Below are 21,375 nucleotides of genomic sequence, written 5' to 3' on the forward strand. Positions count from 1 at the left end.
ACCAGGCGGCTGAAAAGAGACTGTACGGTCACGGAAAAAAGGGCTGGAGAAACTAGTTGACGACCTAACGATTCCGCGCTATTTATTTAAAAAAATTATTTCAATGTGTAATTTGAAATTATTTTTGAAATGCCTAAGAGCGAATAAAATAATGAAAAAAACGCCTTTTATCGCATGGTCAATGCCTCGGAGCTGTCAGCGCTTCGAGAACCTCTCAGCTGCCCAAGCGTGCAGTGCATGTGTGTGGAGGTTGCCATGAATCAGACCCTGGCAACCTCGCAAGTCTGGACCGACGGCAAGCGCCACCTGTGGTGGCTGGGCATCATGCCCCTCGCAACTCCGTTACTTTCCGGCGCCCTGGCGATCGGCACCGGTGTGCAGCAACTCTGGTGGGTCGGCGTGCTGGTGATCTTCGGCTTGATCCCCTTGATCGACGGCCTGCTCGGCGAAGACGTCAGCAACCCGCCTGAATCGGCCGTCAGCAACCTCGAATCCCAAAGTTACTACCGCTGGATCGTCTACACCGGCGTGCTGTTTGTGATCGCCTCAGTGGTCATCACCGGCTGGCTGGCCGCTGGCGGCATCGACTGGATCATCAACGGCGGCCTGCTGCACGCTACTGCTGCGCTGGAACCGTCAAGCTGGCTTGCAAGGACCGCTGCATTTATCACCGCGCGCATCGAGTTGCACGGCGAAATCAGTGTGTTCACCTACCTGGGTATGGCGATGTCCACCGGCGCCGCCACCGGCATCGCAATCAACACCGCCCATGAACTGGGGCACAAGCCCAAGCCCCTGGAAGTGTTCCTGGCCAAGGTTACCCTGGCGCCGACGTTCTACGGGCACTTCTACACCGAACACAACCGCGGCCATCACGTCCGTGTGGCCACCCCGGAAGACCCCGCCAGCTCGCGGCTGGGCGAGAGTTTCTGGGCATTCCTGCCGCGCTCGGTATGGTTCAGCGCCATGTCGGCCTGGAACCTGGAACGCGAACGCCTGCGCAAACTCGGCCTGCCGGCCCTGCACTGGAAAAACGCCGTACTCAGCGCCTGGATGTACAGCGTGGTGTTGTGGGGCGCGATGATTGCCTGGCTGGGCGCGGCGGTGATTCCGTTCCTGATCATCCAGGGCATCTACGGGTTCTCGTTGCTGGAAGTGGTGAACTACGTCGAGCACTACGGCCTCAAGCGCCAGAAGTTGCCCAACGGTCGTTATGAGCGCTGCTCGCCGCGCCACTCGTGGAACAGTAATCGGATTGTAACCAATATCTTTCTGTTTCAACTTCAACGGCACTCCGATCACCATGCCAACCCGACGCGCAGTTATCAGTCGTTGCGCCACTTCGATGAATCACCGCAACTTCCCTATGGTTACGCGAGCATGATTGTCTGGGCCTATGTGCCGTACTTGTGGCGGCGGCGCATGGATCATCGTGTACTCAATCATTATGCCGGGGATATCACCTTGACCAATCTTCAACCGTCACAACGCTTGAAGTACCTGGAAAAATACAGCGGCAATGCCAAGCCGTTTTGATATGAATTAAACAGTATCGGCGTACTCGGGATCTGTGTATCGCGCAGGTTCTTATTGCCCAGGTATTTAGCGAAACAACGTGGTTTGACCCTACAACAATAATTTAAAGGGAAGGACGTACACCATGCAAAGCACTGCCAAGTTCACCACACATATCCTGTTGGCTGCGATAGGCCTGATTGTCTATCACCAGGCCCAGGCAGCCCGGATCGAACCCGCCGGCAGTGCCTTCACTGCCCAGGGGCCTATCAGTTTTTCCAAGGGCAAGCTGATCAGCGCCGACTGCACCATCAAGGTGGCCGGCAAGGTCGCGGCCGATGGTTCATCGGTGAATGTCGACAAAGTTGAATTCGACGGTGGCCTCAAGTGCAGCCGCGTTGAAGCAATCAACCTGCCCTGGGTGCTGGTCGCCAAAGATACCAAAAGTGGCTCGATGTCGAAGATCAGCGTGGACGTGCATGCCTTTGGCCTGGGCGGTAAGTGCGGGCCTTCGACGGCCGATGGTACTTGGGATAACGCCACCGGCAAGTTGGAAGCTGCCGATGTTCCTATTGGCGAAGACTGCAAGATCAAGACGGTGTCGATCAAGATGCCGGCCAACTTCAAAGTTGTCGAATAAAGCGTTTCGACTGTTGTAGCGGTAGATGCATTGAAATTTGGCTGGAAAGGGAAGTTCTGCAGTTTCACCGTGACCTCTCGATCATGGCCATTACCCCTGGCGAAATGAATCGCCATAACATGTGAGGAAAAACAATGAAAAGCTTGAAAACTCTCGTGTCGCTCTCTGCCTTGGCTGTTTGCATGGGTGCTGCTTCCATGGCCAATGCCTATAGCATCAGTCCGGTTAACTCGAGCTTCACTGCACCAGGCACCATTTCAGTCAAGTCTCCATCCTCCTTCCAGGCCACCGTTAACTGCGGCGCGACCTTTACCGGGAACGTCGATGCTAGCGGCGTGGCGCAAATCACCGGCGTATCGGTGACCGGCGGCGGTCTGTGCGCCTTGCCAAAAATCAGCGGCTTGCCATGGGCATTGAGTGCAACCGGCCCGGCCACAGGGTCGGTCACCAACGTCGGCTACAACATCGCTGCTTCGGTTCTGTACCCAGCCTCCAACTGCGGCCCTTCGACCATTGCGGTGGGCTACAGCGGCGGTGTACTGACGGCGACCAACCAGACCCTCAGCGGCAACTGCACCGTCGTGAGCCTGAGTGTGACCCCAAGCCCTACCTTCACCATCGTGCCTTGATGGCAGGTCGGAGCACCGCGTTGATCACCTGCTGAAAGACTGGCGCCTGTGTACCAGGCGCCAGTTCATGCAGTGCCAGGCAGCAAGACGAACTGGCGGGGCCGGTTCACAGGGATAACAAAAAGGAGTGCCGCATGAATAATAAGAAACCACATGTGCAGGTTTTGCTGGGGCTGGCGTTGATGGGGGGCATGACCGGCGTCATAGCGCCTGTGCAGGCTGGCGGTTTTTCTACCCCTACCTACGGTGCGCCCGGTTGGGGCCGGGCCTTTGCCGGTGGTTCGTTGTTCAAGAACGACCCGAGTTCGGCGTATAACAACCCGGCGGCCATGGCGTTTGTCGAACACAATGTCGCGCAATTCACCGTCGACTATGCGCGGATCAAGATCAAGTACAAGGGCAACGCCTCCGATTATGCAGGCAACCCGATTTCCAGTACGCCATTGGACGAGAATGGTTTTCCCGATGGTGCCGCGACCACTGTCAATAACAACGATGGTGGCCAGGGTGGCTTCACCGCCTGGCTACCGACCGGCTTCATGGTAATGCCATTGGGCGACCGGTTCGCCTTCGGCTTGAGCCAGGTGGTTCCCCAGGGCATGCGCTCCACCTGGGATGAAGACTCTAAAGTGCGCGACTTTGCCGTGGATACGAAAATCGAAACTGTCGGCTTGACGGGCTCGTTGTCTTTCAAAGTCAACGACCAGTTCTCCGTCGGTGGCGGCTTGATCGTGCAACACAGCAAAGGCTTCGTCAGCCAGAACGTTGACTTGCTGTCCGCGGCGGCGGTGTCCGATTCCGAACTGGGCGGTATCAATTTCCCATCCGATGTGGGGCACGCCTTGATGCGCGTCAAGGTCGACAATATTTCCACCGGCTGGTTTGCCGGCGTGGTGTGGAAGCCCACTGAACGAGACACCTTGGGCCTGAATTACCACGCCAAGATCAAAAACAAGATGACCGGTAAATACAACCTGTATGCCGATCAGTTTTCCTACAACCTCATGACGCAACCAAGCCCATTCGGCGGCAATGGTACGCTGGTCAACACGGCCTATCCTGGCCTGAATCTGGCCCCGGACGGCGCCCATGCCAGTGTTCAGCTGGACATTCCCGCCACCGCCGGCCTGGATTGGGTGCATCAGTTCAATGATCGTTTCACCATGGGCGCAAGCGTGACCTGGACCGAATGGTCATCGTTCAAGGACCTGACGCTCGATTCCGGAGACATGCGCATTGTCTCCATTCCCTACAACTACAAGAACACCTGGATGTACTCCCTCGGCGGTGATTACCGGGCGACCGATGAGCTGACCCTGCGTGCAGGTGTCGCGATTGACCAGACACCGACGCGCAACTCCACCCGCGATCCACGGATCCCGGACGGTGACCGCACGTTCCTTTCCCTGGGGGCTGGCTACGACGTGAAAGCGGTCAAGGGCTTGAGCCTGGATGTGGCCTATTCCCACCAGTTTGTGCAGAAGGTCAATCTCAAGACCAAGAACGTCGATCGCCTGGGCGGCGCGAGCCTGGATGGCAAGGCCGAGTCTTCAGGGGACGTGGTGAGTGTGTCGGCGACCTATGCGTTCTAACGAGGCATAGGGAGGAGGGTGGCAAGCGCATCTTGCTGCCTTCCCCAGATTCGTCCCGCAACAGTGCTGTGATTGATCTGACAGGTGAACGAACAGGCTGATTTAGTCAGCCGTTTTTTTCGCCTAGAGATTAAATAAAAATTTCAAAACAAAATTTGAATTTAGTCTTTCAAGTTTGTAGTGTGGCTTTACGCCGCAGCTCATTTCGACCTGCCTGTGTTTTGGCCACACCCGAATAAAGTAGAGGTATCCCCATGCTTATCTGGTTATTGGTGGGTTTCGCCGCAGCGATTGCCCTGGCGTATCGACAAGCCGCCGCCACCCTGTGGCTCGGAGCTGGGCTAATCTGGCTGGCGGTTGGCTACCTGTTCAATGCAGTGGCCGGCCTGGGCACTGCTGTTGCAGCCGTGCTGGTGGTGTTGCCGGCCTTGCTGTTGTCGATCAAGCCCCTGCGCCGCGCCCTGCTGACCAGCAGGGCACTGGGCCTGTTTCGTACAATCATGCCGGCGATGTCTGATACAGAGCGTGCGGCCATCGAGTCGGGCACTGTGTGGTGGGATGCCGAGCTGTTCAGCGGCAAGCCCAACTGGCAACGCCTGCTGCAAGCCGCCCCGGCCAGCCTGAGTGCCGAGGAGCAAGCCTTCCTCGACAACGAGGTGGAAAACCTGTGCGACATTGCCAATGACTGGGAAACCACCCAGGTCTGGCAAGACATGTCCCCTGAATGCTGGCAGTACACCAAGGATGCCGGGTTCCTTGGCATGATCATCCCCAAGCAGTACGGCGGTAAAGGTTTCTCCCACTACGCCCACTCCCAGGTGGTGATGAAGCTGTCGACCCGCTGCTCGGCGGCGGCGATTTCGGTAATGGTGCCCAACTCCCTGGGCCCGGCCGAGCTGTTGCTGCATTACGGCACCGACGCCCAGCGCAATTACTACCTGCCGCGCCTGGCCCGGGGCGAAGACATCCCGTGTTTTGCCCTCACCAGCCCGTATGCCGGCTCCGATGCGGGCGCGATCCCAGACCTGGGCATCGTCTGCAAAGGCTCGCACGAAGGCGAGCAAGTGCTGGGTTTCAAAGTGACCTGGGACAAGCGCTACATCACCCTCGGCCCGATTGCCACGGTGCTGGGCCTGGCGTTCCGCGCCGAAGACCCGGACGGCCTGCTCGGCGCGCCCGGTTCACTGGGCATTACCTGCGCGCTGATCCCCACGTCCCACCCAGGTGTGAACAGCGGTCGCCGCCACTGGCCGTTGAACGCGGTGTTCCAGAACGGTCCTACCACCGGCAAGGATGTTTTCATTCCGTTGGAATGGGTGATCGGCGGTCGCGAGCAAATTGGCAACGGCTGGCGCATGTTGATGGAATGCCTGGCGGCGGGACGGGCGATTTCCCTGCCATCGGCTAACGTCGGCCTGGGTAAAGTCGCGGTGCGTGGTACCACCGCCTATGCGGCGATGCGCAAGCAGTTCGGCTTGCCCATCGGCAAGTTCGAAGGGGTGCAGGCACCGTTGGCGCGCATGGCCGGGCATTTGTATGCCTGCGATGCGGTGCGCAAGGTGTCGGTGGCGTCCCTGGACGCCGGCGAGAAACCGTCGGTAATCTCGGCCATCGCCAAGTACCACGTCACTGAGCGTGCGCGGATCATCGTCAACGACGGTATGGATATCGTCGCCGGCAAAGGCATCTGCATGGGGCCCAATAACTTCCTTGCCCGTGCCTACCAGCAAAGCCCCATCGCCATTACAGTGGAAGGTGCAAACATCATGACCCGCTGCCTGATCATCTTTGGCCAGGGTCTGATTCGTTGCCATCCTTATGTGTTCCGCGAGATGGAAGCGGCGCGCAACCCGGATCGGCGCAAGGCGCTGGAAGACTTCGACAGCGCGATGTTCGGCCATGTGAGTTTTGTACTGGCCAACACGGTGCGCGCAGCGGTGCATGCCCTGACCGGCGGGCGGCTGATTTCGGCACCGGCCAAGACCGACCCGGCGCTGGCGTCCTACTACCGTCAGGCCAATCGGCTGTCGGTGGTGCTGGCGTTGATCTCGGACATTTCCATGGGCGTGTTGGGCGGTGCCCTCAAGCGTAAGGAAAGTATCACCGGGCGCCTGGGAGATATCCTCTCGCAGCTGTACATCCTGTCCTGCGTGCTCAAGCGTTTCGAGGACGATGGCCAGCCCCAGGCCGACTTGCCGCTGGTGCATTGGGCGGCCCAGGATGCATTGCTGCGCGCCCATGAAGCCTTGGCCGAAGTGCTCGATAACTACCCTTCAAAACCCGCTGCGGCGGTGATGCGGGGCTTGAGTTTCCCGTTGGGCATTCCACTGCGCAAACCCTCGGATCGGCTGTTGGCCCAGGTGGCGGATGTGGTGCAGACCCCAGGGGAAACCCGCGATCGTTTGCTGGCCAATTCCTACATCCCGCGCCCGGAAATCGACAAGCTGGCCTATGGCGAACTGGGTTTCCGTCTGTTGCCCCAAGTGGAATTGATCGAGGCTCGGCTCAAGCCCGCCATCAAGCAAGGCCTGCTCGAGCCGCTGCCGATCTCGGCCATGGCTTTCACCGTCTGGCGCGTCAAGGCGCGGGCACTGGACTTGATCAGCGATGACGAAGACACCTTGCTGGCGCGCTATGTGGAGTACGCCGACCACGGCATCCAGGTGGACGACTTCCCCCAGGACTTTGGCTTGTTGGAGGCCTTGCAGCAGCGTAAGCAGGCGTTGGAGCCGACCGCCAAGCGTCGCAGCAACCAAAGCGAAAACGCCCCGGTCAACTAAGAAAAACGCGGTGCAAATGTGGGAGGGGGCTTGCCCCCTCCCACATGTTTGACCGGGTTTACAAGGCAGGATTTGTGTTGTGAGTGGAACCCTCTATGAGTGACAACTACCTTTCATTCGTCAATTCACCTTGGGGCCGTCGCCTGGCCCAGGCTGTCGGCCTGCCGCAGCCTTTGCCGCTGCAACGCCATCGCAGTGGCCAGGCCGGGCTGGCCAACCCGGTGATCATTGCCGGGGCAGGGCGCCTGGTGGCATCGGTGCAGCGCATCTTCAGCGCCACCGACACCGTTGCCGCCACCCCGGCGACCCTCAAGGCGCCGTCCACCGTCAAGGTGCAAGGCGCGGTGTTCGATGCCAGTGGCATCGCCGATCTGCAGCAGCTGGACGAGCTCTACGTGTTCTTCCATGCCAACGCCAAGCGCCTCGGCCAACATGGCCGGGTGGTGGTGCTCGGCACCGCGCCGGAACACTGCAAGGACTTGCCCCAGGCCGTCGCCCAGCGGGCCCTCGAGGGCTTGGTGCGCTCGCTGGCCAAGGAACTGCGCCGGGCGATCACCGTGCAGTTGCTCTATGTGGCGCCAGGTGCCGAGGAGGCATTGGACAGCAGCCTGCGCTTCTTCCTGTCGCGCCGTTCGGCCTATGTATCGGGGCAGGTGGTGCGCCTGCAAACACCGGTCGATGGCAACACTGCCGTCAATTGGGACAAACCCTTCGCCGGTCGACGTGCCTTGGTCACCGGCGCCTCCCGGGGCATTGGCCTGGCCATCGCCCAAGTGCTGGCGCGGGACGGCGCCCATGTGGTGTGCGTGGATGTGCCCCAGGCCCAGGATGCGTTGCAGCAGGCCGCCGCCAGTGTCGCAGGTTCGGCCTTGCCCCTGGACATCACTGCCGCCGACACCGCTGCGCTGTTGCAAGCCCACGTCAGCCAGTACGGTGCCTTCGATGTGGTGGTACACAATGCCGGTATCACCCGTGACAAGACCATCGCCAAGATGACCGAAGCCGCTTGGCGCAGTGTATTGGCAGTCAATCTCGAGGCACCGTTGCAGCTCAGTGAGGCCTTGCTCGACAGCCAGGGCCTGAACCCGGGTGGGCGCATCGTGTGCGTGTCGTCGATTTCCGGTATCGCCGGCAACCTCGGGCAAAGCAACTACGCCACCTCCAAGGCCGGGGTGATCGGCCTGGTGCAGGGCCTGGCGCCGCGTGCAGCGGCTCGCCAGGTCACGGTGAATGCGGTGGCCCCCGGGTTTATCGAAACCCAGATGACCGCAAAAATCCCGCTGATGATCCGCGAAGCGGGGCGACGCATGAACTCGTTGTCCCAGGGCGGGCAGCCGATTGACGTGGCCGAGACCATCGCCTGGCTGGCCCATCCCGCGTCCGGCGGGGTCAATGGCCAGGTTGTGCGGGTGTGTGGCCAAAGCCTGTTGGGAGCCTGAGTCGATGGATTACGTCACGCAGATTATCGACCCAGCGCCCTCGCGCACCCAGTTGTTGCTCGATGGCATGCGCGCCTTGCGCAAGCCCAAGCTCGACGGCGCACCGCCGTTGCCTACGGCGCGACTTGTGCGCTCGGCGGTGGAGCTGTCGCCCGCAGGCATCGCCGCTTACGCCCGAGCCTGTGGCTTTCGGCGTGAACAGGGCGTGCCAATGTCCTACCCCCATGTGTTGGCATTCCCACTGCATTTGATGCTGCTGACCCGGCCAAGCTTCCCGTACCCGGCCAGCGGCATGGTGCACCTGGCCAATCGCATTCGCCAGCACCAACGCCTGCACGAGGGCCAGGCGCTGCGCCTGGAGGTGTATTGCGAGCGTTGGGTCGCCCATCCAAAGGGGCAGGCGCTGAGTATCGCCACCCGCGCCTACGGTGCTGAGGCCCTGGTGTGGGAAAGCGACAGCCTGTACCTGCGTCGTGACGTCGACAACCCCGTGGGTGAACCCTGGAGTGACCCTTTGCCCCTTCAGGAAGATGGTTTGTTGCGCACCCAGCGCTGGGTATTGCCGGCTGATCTGGGGCGACGCTTTGCCAAGGTCTCGGGGGACTTCAATCCGATTCACACCTCGGTCATCGGCGCCAGGCTCTTCGGTTTCCGGCGTGCCATCGCCCATGGCATGTGGACCCTCGGGCGCGCATTGGCGGCGCAACAACCACCCGGTGGCCTGGACCAGGCCCAGGCCCATTGCGACTTCAAGTTGCCGATCTTCCTGCCCGGCCAGGTCGCCCTGTGGAACCACCCGGTGACCGGCCCACGGCGTGAGTTCGAAGTGCGCAATTTTGCTGGGGACAAACCCCATATGCGCGTAATGCTGTTCACTTAAGCATTTGAGCTCACGCTGGGCTTCCTAGAAAATCCGATGCCAGACTCCTGGCATCGGATTTTTTATGTCTGTTCAACAAGAACTGCTCGACCTTGGCGATCTTTTTAACTTCTCAGACCTGAGCACCTTCACCCAGAACATCCCCGTCGAGTGGGTCGCATCGGCACTCGGGCTCTCCTCCCAAGCCACCATCCGTAGGCGCCGCTTGCCAGCCGATCAGGTGCTTTGGCTCGTTCTGGGCATGGCGTTGTTTCGTGACGAACCCGTTCATGAAGTGGCTAGACGTTTGAATATTTGTGCTCAGGGGCTTGCTAGCGATCATTTGCTGGCCAGAAGCGGCGTGACTGAAGCTCGCAAACGATTAGGCTCTGATCCAGTCGAATGGCTGTTCCGCAAGACCGGTAGTCAATGGGGCGGCGAGCGTTACAACGGAGATACCTGGCAGGATTTACAAGTGTTTGCAGTAGACGGAGCGCTTCTGCGAACTCCCGATAATCAGGAGCTACGAGATCATTTTGGCTCAGGAAACACCGGCACTGATCGTCAGACACCGTTTCCAATGCTGCGTCTTGTCGCCTTGATGAATGTGCGTTCGCACCTGCTTCTGGATGCTCAGCTGAGTCCCTATCGGCGCAGTGAAATGCGCTTGGCTGACGAGTTTCTTCAACAAATCCCTGACCACTCAGTGACGCTGTTCGACAAGGGTTTCTGGAGCGCGAATTTGTTACTGAGCTTGAGCGGTGCCGGCATCAATCGCCACTGGCTGATCCCGGAGCGCAAAGGGGTGGTAAGCGAAGAGGTTGCTCGTTACGGCAAGCACGACCGATTGTTACGCATGAAAGTGTCCCAACAAGCTAGAAAGCAAAACCCCAATTTACCCCGTCACTGGGAGGTGCGCGCGGTCAGCTATGAAGTCCAAGGGAAGCTCAAAACGGTGATGACTTCACTGCCCGTCGAAACTTATAGCGCCAAGATGATTGCCAAGTTGTATCAGGAGCGATGGGAGATAGAGCTGGGCTTCAGAGACATCAAAAGCTCAATGCAGCAGAACGCAGTGACTCTGCGTAGCAAGAAGATCGACCTGATATACCAAGAAGTATGGGGGCTTTTACTGGCTTACAACGTGATCCGGCGGGAGGCCAGTCTAGCTGCCGTAGCGTTCGGTCGCACACCATCAGATATTCGTTTCAAGCCGGCGTGCCAATACATTGCGGTGCAATTGATTGTGATGGCTGCGGCTAATCCTATTTCGGCGACAGGAAGGCGCTTGTCAGAACTGAGGGCGGGAGTCGGAGGGCTGTTTTTGGATCACCGCCCAAGGCCATCAAGACCAAGGACGGTGAAGATCTCAAAAACCAGGTTTCCAGTAAACCGTAAGGCTGCTCCGCTTAAGTGAACAGCATTACCATATGCGCGGGCTATTCATTTGGAAAGAGAGCCAGGCATGAGTGACTACAGCTTCAACCCGGCCCCGACCCGCCGCGTGGCGATCATCGGCGGCAACCGCATCCCGTTTGCGCGCTCCAACACGGTGTACGCCCACGACAGCAACCAAGATCTTTTGGTCGCCGCCCTGCAAGGTCTGGTAGACCGCTACAACCTGCACGGCCAGCGCCTGGGCGAGTTTGCCGCCGGGGCGGTGGTCAAGCATTCACGGGATTTCAACCTGGCCCGTGAGTCTTTATTGTCCACCACGCTGTCGCCACAGACCCCGGCCTATGATGTACAACAAGCCTGCGGCACCGGGCTTGAAGCCGCGCTGTTGGTGGCGAATAAAATCGCCCTCGGCCAGATCGAGGTCGGCATTGCCGGCGGCGCCGACACCACCTCCGATGCGCCCATAGGTATCAACGAAACGTTGCGCCACACTTTGCTCGCCGCCAATCGGGCCAAGGGCATGGGCGACAAGCTCAAGACCTTGCTGAAAGTGCGTCCGTCGATGTTCTTCAAACCATTATTGCCGCGCAATGGCGAGCCGCGCACCGGGCTGTCCATGGGCGAGCACTGCGAAGCAATGGCCAAGCGCTGGCAGATCAAGCGCCTGGCCCAGGACGAACTGACCCTCACCAGCCACCAGCGCCTGGATGCGGCCTATAACCGCGGCTTCTTCGACGACCTGATCAGCCCCCATCGCGGCCTGGCCCGGGACAACAACCTGCGCGCCGATATCAGCCTTGAAAGACTCGCAGGTCTATCGCCGGCATTCGACCGGCAGGACGGCACGCTCACTGCCGGTAATTCCACGCCGCTGACCGACGGCGCCTCGGTGGTGCTGCTCGCCAGTGAAGAATGGGCCAGCGCCAACGGCTGGCCGGTGCTGGCTTATTTGCGCACGGGTGAGACGGCGGCGGTGAATTTTGTCGACGGCACCGAGGGCCTGCTGATGGCGCCAGCGTACGCCGTACCGCGCATGCTTGAGCGCGAGGGCTTGAGTTTTGCCGACTTCGATTTGTTCGAGATCCACGAAGCCTTTGCCGCCCAGGTGCTGTGTACGCTCAAGGCCTGGGAAGACCCCGAGTATTGCCGCGAGCGCCTGGGCTTGGACGCGCCCTTGGGGGCCATTGACCGCAGCAAGATGAATGTCAACGGCGGCTCACTGGGCTGTGGCCACCCCTTTGCCGCCACCGGTGGCCGGCAACTGGCGGCACTGGCCAAGGCGATCCATGAACGCGGTGGTGGTCGCGGCCTGATCTCGATCTGTGCAGCGGGCGGGTTGGGCATCACCGCCATCGTCGAAAAATAATGCTGTCAAAAAACAACAATAAGGACACTGCCATGAACGCTATCAGCCTGGAACACAGCGAACGTATCTGGTTGAACGCTTACCTGCCCGGCGTTCCGGCCGACATCGATGCCGGGATCGAGGACTACCCGTCATTGCGCGAAGTGTTCCTGGAACACCTGGAAAAATTCCGCGAGCGGGTCGCCTACGTCAGCATCGGCACCGAAATGACTTACGCCGACTGGCAGGTCCAGGGCATTGCGTTTGCGGCCTGGCTGCAGGGCCAGGGTGTGAAGAAGGGCGACCGCGTGGCGCTGATGATGCCCAACTGCTTGCAGTACCCGATCTGCCTGTTGGGTACGATCCTGGCCGGGGCAGTGGTGGTCAACGTCAACCCGTTGTACACCGCCCATGAACTCAAGCATTTGCTCAAGGACAGCGGCGCAGAGACCGTGGTGATCTTCGAGAATTTTGCCCGCACCCTGGAAAAAGCCATGGCAGGCAGCAGCGTCAAGCGCGTGATAGTCGCGGCGATCGGTGATTTGTTGGGCACCTTCAAGGGCGCGGCGATGAACTTCATCCTGCGCCGTGTGCAGAAGCAGGTACCAGCCTTCAAGCTGCCCGGCGCGCTGCGTTTCAATCAGGTGATGAAACAGGGCAGGGCGCTGAATCATCTGCCGGTCACCCTGGATCGCGACGAACTCGCCTTTTTGCAATATACCGGCGGCACCACCGGCGATGCCAAGGGAGTGATGCTCAGCCATCGCAATATCATCGCCAACCTATTGCAAGCCAAGGCCTGGGTCGGCGACCAACTGGACCAGCACAAGCAGGAAACCAACGTGACCCTGTTGCCGCTGTATCACATCTTTTCCCTGACGGTGAACTGCCTGATGTTCATGTGCCTGGGCGGGCGCAATATCCTGATCGCCAACCCGCGGGACGTGAAGCGCGTGCAGATGATCCTGCGCAAAGAGCGCTTCAACGGGATTGCCGGGGTGAACACGTTGTTCAACGGCTTGCTGGAGAACAAGGAGTTCTGCGCAAGGGACTTTTCTGACCTGCGCCTGGTGATCGCCGGTGGCATGGCCACCCACACCGCCGTGGCCAAGCGCTGGAAAGAAGTCACTGGGCTGCCGATCGTCGAAGGTTACGGGCTGACCGAATGTTCGCCGGTGGTGAGCATCAGCCCCATCGATATTTCCCGCATGCGCGAGATGGAATTCACCGGCAGCATTGGCGTGCCGTTGCCATCGACCTGGGTGCGCTTTGTTCGCGAAGATGGCGAGCTGGCGGATATCGGCGAGCAAGGCGAACTGCAAGTACGCGGCCCGCAAGTGATGCAGGGCTACTGGCAGCGCCCTAAGGAAACCGCCGAGGTGCTGGACGCCGAGGGCTGGCTGTCCACCGGTGATATCGGGGTGATGGACGCCCGCGGCTATATCCGCCTGGTGGACCGCAAGAAGGACATGATCCTGGTCTCGGGTTTCAACGTGTACCCCAATGAAATCGAGGATGTGGTGGCGATGCACCCGGGTGTCGGTGAAGTGGCGGCCATTGGTGTGGAAGATGCGGTGACGGGGGAGAAGGTCAAGATCATCGTGGTGCGCAAGGACCCGGACCTGACCCAGGAGCAGATCCTCGCGCATTGCCGGGAATACCTGACGGGGTACAAGGTGCCGCGGTATGTAGAGTTTCGCAGTACCGAACTGCCCAAGACGACGGTCGGCAAGGTACTGCGGCGGGCGTTGCGCTGACACTCTGGACGTTGTCAGCAACGGTCAGAGGTAACCATCATCCTGAATGTTGAGGCCAATGACATCCTCGCTGTAGATCGGCCGAGTGCTTTTGATCAGAAAGTCAGTCTTGCGATCACCCGTCAGATCAACGGCGAGGAAGTACCGCTGGGTGTTCGGGTTGAAGGTCAGGAGGGTATCGCCCGGTCGTCCGCTGTATTGACTGACGTGGTTGAGCGTGACCTGTGTGTTTCTACTCAGGCTGCTCAAGTCGATCTTGTCCTGGCCTGTGGTGAAGTCCGTGAGCAAGTCCGGGTTGTTGCGCGTGGAGTCACTGGCGGCCTGGTAGGTGAACGTGTTGAAGCCACCATTACCGGCCAGGTGGTCGGCTCCGCCCCCGCCGGTCAACACGTTATCGCCGCTGTTTCCGACAATACGGTCGTTGCCTTGGCCGCCGACGGCATTTTCGATGAGGGTGTCGGGTGCGATGTACACGTTGTCAGCCAAACCACCGACGCTGGAGCGCGAATTCGGCGCCAGGTTGATTCGCTGGGCTTGCGCGAAACCGGAAAAGTCCAGCGTGTCATTACCCTTTAGGTCATGCACGCTGAAACCGGGTTTGTCAGTGGGAGACGAAAGGCTCGTTTCACGCTGGCCGGTATTGGCATTGAAACCGTAGACGGTGTCGGTCGCATCGCATTCTGAGCGTGCAGGCGTGACCGGAAGCGGCGGAGCGGGGGCCGGCTTGGGTACGGGAATGGGCGTACGTTCTGGTTCTGGTTCTGGTTCTGGTTCTGGATTTGGTTTTGGCGGCACGACAGGTGTAACCGGCACATCTGGCACATCTGGCGTAACGGGTGTGTCAGGCGTAGCCCCCGTCAAGATATCTCCAGGTTTTATCGGGCCTTTGCTCAGGATCACCAGCGCGGATGCAGGGTCGCCATTCACATTCAGGACCAGCCTGTGCAGTTTGATGTTTGCATCGTAGTCCAGCGTCAGTTCACCTTTGCGCCCCGTGTGTTGATCAACGAATTCGAGATTCTGGAGGCCCGCCTCTTTCAATAGTCCAGATAGATCGATCTTGTCGATACCGCTCGTGAAGTCCGCGAGCGTATCCGGGTTTTTAGCCGGTGAGTCGCTGGCCCGGTTATAGACAAAGGTATCTGCGCCTGCACCCCCGGTCAGCGTGTCGCCTCCTGCCCCTCCCGTCATGCGGTTGTTGACGTGATTGCCAATCAACACATCGTGCCCGGAGCCGCCGATAGCATTTTCCATGACAACGCCCTTGGCGATGGATACGTTGCCCATGCGGCCGCCCACATCCGAGAGTGTCTCGGCACCCAGGTTGATCTTTTGATTCTGCCTGAAGCCGGAAAAATCCAAGGTGTCTTCGCCGCCGCCGTCCCAGACACAAAAGTTGGTCAACTCGTCGGCGGAAGTCAACGTATAGTGGTCACGCTCAGTATTGGAGTTGAAACCATAAGTTGTATTACCTTTTCGAGTTTCGTAATTGGGTTCGTATAAAAGGTGGGCGGCTGCGATATCGTGCATGGCCGGGGTCAAGTTGCTATCCGAAACACTCACGCCGCGCTCATCGGCTGGGCGCCACCACTTGTTGTTGTAACTCATGGCTGTATGCGTGTGGCTGTTTTCCGGATAGTTCCCGTTTGGATGTTGTAATCCCAAGCTATGGCCAAGTTCATGAATCATCGATGAATGGGGTGGGAAATTCTTGTCACCCACGCCGATGCCTATATTGGCTTCTCCCTGATCATTGGGCATGACTGCATACCCGCCGACCCCATTGTTGGCATGAAGTACAAAAAATGCGTCTGCATGCTTGGCGTTTTCGGTGAACTTGACCTTGACCACATCCTCCCAAGCCTTGATTGCGCTTCTGAACGCTTTCTTTCTGGCCTGGCTGAATTCAAGCGCACCACCGCCCTTGAGCCAGGCTGTGTCCGGGTCCGCGGGATTGAAGAACTTGTAAGAAACCGATACTTGGCCATCGCCATTCTTATCCTTTAGTTTCAAGTTTTCGCGAGTAAGTTGCTGGGCGACTTTGTCCGATAGAGAGGAGGAAGCGGCGGGTGATGGCGTGTCGACAGTGGGGGATTGGATTTGCTGGCGCAGGTGCATTGGCGCGTGAGTTCCAGTACTTAGCATGATTGTATTCCGCAAATGTTGATTTTTATGAGGCGCAAAGATATTTGAGTGTCTGGCGTGCGTAAGGTGGCTTGTTTTTTAACAGAAGGGTAGTGGGGTATTTATGTCGGTGTGTGATAACAAGTTGGAAGTGCTTTAAAGTGTTGCGTATTTGCGTAGCGGTGTATGAAGTGTGTTTTTTTCAGAGCGCAGATATAGCGATTTTAAGTTAGGAAAAGTTACTCGTTGCAGTGCGATCAAACATTTTTTTACTGAGTTGAATGATGGTTACATACTGATGGATAAGCAGGACGGTGCACGCCGACCCCGTAGGCAAGGGCGGCGTTGGACCGTCTGATCGGATAGACCTGTGTGCTCTATAGTTCGCTGACCTTGACCCAGCGTTCTTCGCGAGCCGCCACGCGAATCGCCGCCGCTAACCGCTCAACTTCCCACGCGGCCTCGAAGTCCGTTCCATCGGCGCCCTGGCCGGCCAGGGCCATGATCAACTCCTGCACCTCCAGCGTCTTCAGCTCGTTGTAGCCCAACTGGTGCCCCGCCGCCGGGCTGAATGCGGCATAGCCGGGCAGGGCGGGGCCTGCCAGTACGCGTTGAAAACCATCCTGGCCGATGCGATACAGGCGCAGTTCATTCAAACGTTCCTGGTCGAACGCCAAGGTTCCCTGGGTCCCGCTGATCTCAAAGCCCAGGTGATTTTTGTAGCCGTGCTTGAGCCAGCTGCTGCTTATCGTGCCGCTGGCACCGTTGGCAAAGCGCAGCAGGGCATGCACCTGGTCATCCACGGCAATCGGTTTCAAAGCGCTGCTGCCCTGGGTGACGGGCCGTTGAGCGTGGACGGTCTGGGTATCGGCACACACACTGACTACATCACCGACCAAATAGCGCGCCATTGACAGCAGATGACTACCCAGGTCGGCCAGGGCACCACCGGCGTGTTCGACTTCACAACGCCACGACCAGGGGGAGCTCGGGTCGGCCATGAAGTCCTCGCTGAATTCACCCTGGAAGCTGATGATCTCGCCGAGGTCGCCGTTGGCAATCATCTGCTTTGCCAGCACGATCATCGGGTTGTGCTGGTAGTTGTAGCCGACCCGTGTCACCACCCCGGCAGCACTGGCGGCGCGGCGCATGGCGTCGGCCTGCTCGAGGCTGACGGCCAGGGGTTTCTCGCAATACACCGCCTTGCCTGCCGCGATTGCGGCCATGGCCATGGGATAGTGCAGATGATTGGGCGTCGTGATGGCAACAACGTCGACCTTGGGGTCGTCGATCAGTGTTTGCCAGTTGCCATGAGCCTGGGCAAAGCCCCAAGTCGAGGCACAGCGCTGGGCGCGCTCGGTGTCGGCATCGGCCAAGGCGGCCAGCTTGAGGTGCACCGGCAGTTCAAACACCGCCCGCGCGTTATTGAACGCCAGCGCGTGGGCGCGGCCCATGAAGCCTGTGCCGATCAAGCCGATTCCGAGTTCACGCATAGCCGTGGTCCTTTGGATTATTGTTTTCAGGAAGGCTATTAATGGAATAAATATTCGTTTAATTCAATAGGTGGAATAAAAATTCATTGCTCTTCAGCAAGTGCGCTACGCGCCATAGGCTCATCATTTCTGCTGATAAAGCCATATTCACCCCTGGCCAAATGCCGCCAGTTAACAAAAGATAACGCAGCGCCGATTGTCAGACGATTCCAAAGCCCGATAGGATGGCCCCTGCTTACTCCAGGCGCTCTAGATTGCAGGTTTCACGGCCCTGGAAGATGAGACGACCTAACAATAATAAATGGGAGAAAGGTCTATGAGTGAGCCTGTCATGGGTTGGGTTGTTTGCCGCCCACGTGCCGCACGCAGGGTTGCGTTGCTGGCCACAGCGCTCTCGCTGCTTGCCGGGGCCGTGTTGTCGACGCCGGTACTGGCTGCCAGCGATTCCACCGCCGCCGCGGTGTTTGCGATTGAATCGCCCAAGGCTGCCAAAGGCCTGATGATCGATGTAGTCCACGCAGGCAAGCGCCTGGTGGCGGTCGGCGATCGCGGGCATATCCTCTATTCCGATGATCAGGGCAACACCTGGACCCAAGCCAAGGTACCTACCCGGCAACTGCTCACGGCGGTGTTTTTCGCCGATGACAAGCACGGTTGGGCCGTCGGCCATGATGCGCAAATCCTTGCCAGTGCCGATGGCGGCGCTACCTGGACCCAGCAATATCAAGACCTCAAGCGCGAAGCCCCGTTGCTCGATGTATGGTTCAACGATGCCAACCATGGCCTCGCCGTGGGCGCCTATGGTGCGCTGATCGAAACCACCGACGGCGGCACGTCCTGGAACGACGTCAGCGACCGCCTCGACAATGAAGACCAGTTCCACCTCAACGCCATCGCCTCGATCAAGGGCGCCGGCCTGTTTATCGTCGGTGAGCAAGGCAGCATGTTCCGCTCCAGCGACGACGGCCAGAGCTGGGAAAAACTCGAAGGCCCCTATGAAGGCTCGCTGTTTGGCGTGATCAGCACGGCGCAGCCGCAGACCCTGTTGGCCTACGGTTTGCGCGGCAACCTGTATCGCTCCACCGATTTTGGCAGCACCTGGGATCAGGTCGAGCTCAATGCCACACGCGGTGCGTTGGAGTTCGGCTTGTCTGGGGCGACGTTGCTCGATGATGGCTCCATCGTCGTCGTCGGCAATGGCGGCAGCGTGGTGGTCAGTCATGACGACGGCCAGACGTTCAGCGTATTCAATCGCCCGGACCGGATTTCACTCTCGGCGGTCACGGCCGCAGGCAATGGCAACTTGATTCTGGTCGGGCAGGGCGGCGTTCGTGTCGCCACGCCCGCTGGCGCCGAACTCGTAAAACAATAATAAGGGCGGGGAAAGCATGAGCAGTCATCACAACGATAAAGCGACCTTTCTTGAGCGCCTGATCTTCAACAATCGCCCGGCGGTGATCATCATCTGCCTGCTGGTGAGCGTGTTCCTGTTCTGGCAGGCGACCTTGATTCGCCCGTCCACCAGCTTTGAAAAGATGATCCCCCTCAAGCACCCCTTCATCGAAAAGATGATGGAGCACCGCAACGACCTGGCCAACCTGGGCAATACCGTGCGTATCTCGGTGGAGGCCAAGGACGGCGACATCTTCACGAAGGAGTACATGGAGACCCTGCGGCAGATCAACGACGAGGTGTTCTACATCTCCGGCGTCGATCGCTCGGGCCTCAAATCATTGTGGAGCCCCAGCGTACGCTGGACCGAAGTGACCGAAGAAGGCTTTGCCGGTGGCGAAGTCATCCCGCAGAGCTACAACGGCTCGCCGCAAAGCCTCGACCAGCTGCGTAACAACGTGCTCAAGTCCGGCCAGGTCGGGCGTCTGGTGGCCAATGACTTCAAGTCGAGTATCGTCGATATCCCGCTGCTGGAGTCCTATCCAGACCCGCAGGACCAGGGCAAATTGCTGGCCTTGGACTACCAGAAGTTTTCCCATGAACTTGAGGACAAGATCCGCAACAAGTTCGAGGCGCAAAACCCTAATGTGAAAATCCACATCGTCGGTTTCGCCAAGAAAGTCGGCGACCTGATCGATGGCTTGATCATGGTGGTACTGTTCTTTGGCATCGCCTTCATGATCACCCTGGTGCTGCTCTACTGGTTCACTTGGTGCATCCGCAGCACCATCGCCGTATTGATCACCACCCTGGTGGCGGTGGTCTGGCAGTTGGGCTTGATGCACGCGGTCGGCTTCGGGTTGGACCCATACTCAATGCTGGTGCCGTTCCTGATCTTCGCCATCGGTATTTCCCATGGCGTACAGAAGATCAACGGCATCGCCCTGCAATCCAGTGACGCCGATAACGCCCTGACCGCCGCACGGCGTACCTTCCGCCAGTTGTTCCTGCCGGGGATGATCGCGATCCTCGCCGACGCGGTGGGTTTTATCACGCTGCTGATCATCGACATCGGCGTGATCCGCGAGCTGGCCATCGGTGCTTCCATCGGTGTGGCAGTGATCGTGTTTACCAACCTGATCCTGCTGCCGGTGGCGATCTCCTACGTGGGTATCAGCAAGCGCGCGATTGAGCGCAGTAAAAAGGATGCGCATCGCGAACACCGTTTCTGGCGGCTGCTGTCCAAATTTGCCAGTCCGAAGGTCGCGCCGGTTTCGATTTTCCTGGCGCTGATCGCCTTTGGCGGCGGTCTCTGGTACAGCCAGAACCTGAAGATCGGCGACCTTGACCAAGGCGCCCCGGAACTACGCCCGGACTCGCGCTACAACAAAGACAACAACTTCATCATCAGCAATTATTCCACCAGTTCCGACGTACTGGTGGTGATGGTCAAGACCAAGTCCGAAGGCTGCTCGCGCTACGAAGCCATGGCGCCTATCGACCAGTTGATGTGGAAGATGCAGAACACCGAGGGCGTGCAGTCGGCAATCTCGTTGGTGACCGTGTCCAAGCAGATGATCAAGGGCATGAACGAAGGCAACCTGAAGTGGGAAACCCTGTCACGTAACCCGGACGTGCTCAATAACTCCATCGCCCGCGCCGATGGTCTGTACAACAACAATTGCTCCCTGGCGCCGGTGCTGGTGTTCCTCAACGATCACAAGGCCGAAACCCTCGACCGCGCCGTGCATGCGGTGCAGGACTTCGCCAAGGAGAACAACAAGGACGGCCTTGAATTCATCCTCGCCGCCGGCAATGCCGGGATCGAAGCGGCCACCAATGAGGTGATCAAGGAGTCGGAGCTGATCATCCTGATCCTGGTGTACCTGTGCGTAGCGACCATGTGCATGATCACCTTCCGTTCCTGGGCGGCGACCCTGTGCATCGTGCTGCCGCTGGTATTGACCTCGGTACTGGGCAACGCACTGATGGCGTTCATGGGGATCGGCGTCAAGGTTGCGACCTTGCCGGTAGTGGCCCTGGGCGTGGGGATTGGCGTGGACTACGGCATCTACATCTACAGCCGCCTGGAAAGCTTCCTGCGCGCCGGCCTGCCGCTGCAGGAGGCGTACTACCAGACGTTGAAATCCACCGGCAAGGCCGTGCTGTTCACCGGCCTGTGCCTGGCCATCGGCGTGTGCACCTGGATCTTCTCGGCCATCAAGTTCCAGGCCGACATGGGCCTGATGCTGACCTTTATGTTGCTGTGGAACATGTTTGGCGCACTGTGGCTGCTGCCGGCCCTGGCGCGGTTCCTGATCAAGCCGGAGAAGCTGGCGGGGCAGAAGGGTAATTCGTTGTTTGCCCACTGAGCCAACGAAAAAAGCCGCACTGAGTGCGGCTTTTTACTGC

General features: G+C 59.1%; 14 protein-coding genes. 12 read left to right on the top strand and 2 right to left on the bottom strand.

Annotated features, from left to right (window positions below; all coding sequences use genetic code 11):
- Positions 1-255 precede the first annotated feature (255 nt).
- The 10 genes from BLU48_RS08750 to BLU48_RS08795 all read left to right on the top strand — a co-directional run bounded on the left by BLU48_RS08750 (position 256) and on the right by BLU48_RS08795 (position 13,954).
- Positions 256-1,536 carry an alkane 1-monooxygenase gene (locus tag BLU48_RS08750; protein ID WP_057025133.1) on the top strand — a complete coding sequence of 427 codons (1,281 nt, stop codon included), beginning with the start codon at positions 256-258 and terminating at the stop codon, positions 1,534-1,536.
- Positions 1,537-1,660: 124 nt separating this feature from the next.
- The gene (gene praA / locus BLU48_RS08755) at positions 1,661-2,155 is read left to right on the top strand and encodes an alkane oxidation protein activator PraA (RefSeq protein ID WP_057025134.1); all 495 of its coding nucleotides are present in this window, start codon (positions 1,661-1,663) and stop codon (positions 2,153-2,155) included.
- Positions 2,156-2,289: 134 nt separating this feature from the next.
- Entirely contained in the window at positions 2,290-2,784 is a 495-nt protein-coding gene (praB, locus tag BLU48_RS08760) for an alkane oxidation protein activator PraB (RefSeq protein ID WP_057025135.1), read from the top strand.
- A 134-nt stretch (positions 2,785-2,918) separates the two neighbouring features.
- Positions 2,919-4,376, top strand: a complete 1,458-nt coding sequence (locus BLU48_RS08765; protein WP_057025136.1) for an outer membrane protein transport protein — start codon at positions 2,919-2,921, stop codon at positions 4,374-4,376.
- A 254-nt stretch (positions 4,377-4,630) separates the two neighbouring features.
- Positions 4,631-7,156 (top strand): acyl-CoA dehydrogenase, encoded by a 2,526-nt coding sequence (locus tag BLU48_RS08770; RefSeq protein WP_057025137.1) that lies wholly within the window; start codon positions 4,631-4,633, stop codon positions 7,154-7,156.
- Between the two features lie 95 nt (positions 7,157-7,251).
- Positions 7,252-8,595: a 3-oxoacyl-ACP reductase gene (locus BLU48_RS08775; RefSeq protein ID WP_057025138.1), complete on the top strand. Its 1,344-nt coding sequence runs from the start codon at positions 7,252-7,254 to the stop codon at positions 8,593-8,595.
- A gap of 4 nt (positions 8,596-8,599) precedes the next feature.
- Complete coding sequence (locus BLU48_RS08780; protein WP_057025139.1) at positions 8,600-9,475, top strand: MaoC/PaaZ C-terminal domain-containing protein; 876 nt, start codon at positions 8,600-8,602, stop codon at positions 9,473-9,475.
- A gap of 64 nt (positions 9,476-9,539) precedes the next feature.
- Complete coding sequence (locus BLU48_RS08785) at positions 9,540-10,871, top strand: IS4 family transposase (protein WP_082636749.1); 1,332 nt, start codon at positions 9,540-9,542, stop codon at positions 10,869-10,871.
- 48 nt (positions 10,872-10,919) lie between these two features.
- Positions 10,920-12,218: an acetyl-CoA C-acetyltransferase gene (locus BLU48_RS08790; RefSeq protein ID WP_057025252.1), complete on the top strand. Its 1,299-nt coding sequence runs from the start codon at positions 10,920-10,922 to the stop codon at positions 12,216-12,218.
- Between the two features lie 32 nt (positions 12,219-12,250).
- Positions 12,251-13,954 carry an AMP-binding protein gene (locus BLU48_RS08795; protein WP_057025253.1) on the top strand — a complete coding sequence of 568 codons (1,704 nt, stop codon included), beginning with the start codon at positions 12,251-12,253 and terminating at the stop codon, positions 13,952-13,954.
- Between the two features lie 24 nt (positions 13,955-13,978).
- On the opposite strand, the gene BLU48_RS08800 is transcribed toward BLU48_RS08795, so the two are convergent.
- On the bottom strand, positions 13,979-16,072 hold the full coding sequence (locus BLU48_RS08800) for a M10 family metallopeptidase C-terminal domain-containing protein (RefSeq protein WP_231989025.1): 2,094 nt from the start codon (positions 16,070-16,072) through the stop codon (positions 13,979-13,981).
- Positions 16,073-16,455: 383 nt separating this feature from the next.
- Positions 16,456-17,571, bottom strand: a complete 1,116-nt coding sequence (locus BLU48_RS08805) for a Gfo/Idh/MocA family protein (protein ID WP_057025255.1) — start codon at positions 17,569-17,571, stop codon at positions 16,456-16,458.
- A gap of 331 nt (positions 17,572-17,902) precedes the next feature.
- Here BLU48_RS08805 and BLU48_RS08810 point away from each other — a divergent pair, with 331 nt between their 5' ends.
- The gene (locus BLU48_RS08810) at positions 17,903-18,943 is read left to right on the top strand and encodes a WD40/YVTN/BNR-like repeat-containing protein (RefSeq protein ID WP_057025256.1); all 1,041 of its coding nucleotides are present in this window, start codon (positions 17,903-17,905) and stop codon (positions 18,941-18,943) included.
- 16 nt (positions 18,944-18,959) lie between these two features.
- The gene (locus BLU48_RS08815) at positions 18,960-21,335 is read left to right on the top strand and encodes an efflux RND transporter permease subunit (RefSeq protein ID WP_057025257.1); all 2,376 of its coding nucleotides are present in this window, start codon (positions 18,960-18,962) and stop codon (positions 21,333-21,335) included.
- The last annotated feature ends 40 nt before the right edge of the window (positions 21,336-21,375 follow it).

Origin of the sequence: Pseudomonas synxantha (assembly GCF_900105675.1) — a bacterium.
Lineage (GTDB): Bacteria > Pseudomonadota > Gammaproteobacteria > Pseudomonadales > Pseudomonadaceae > Aquipseudomonas > Aquipseudomonas synxantha.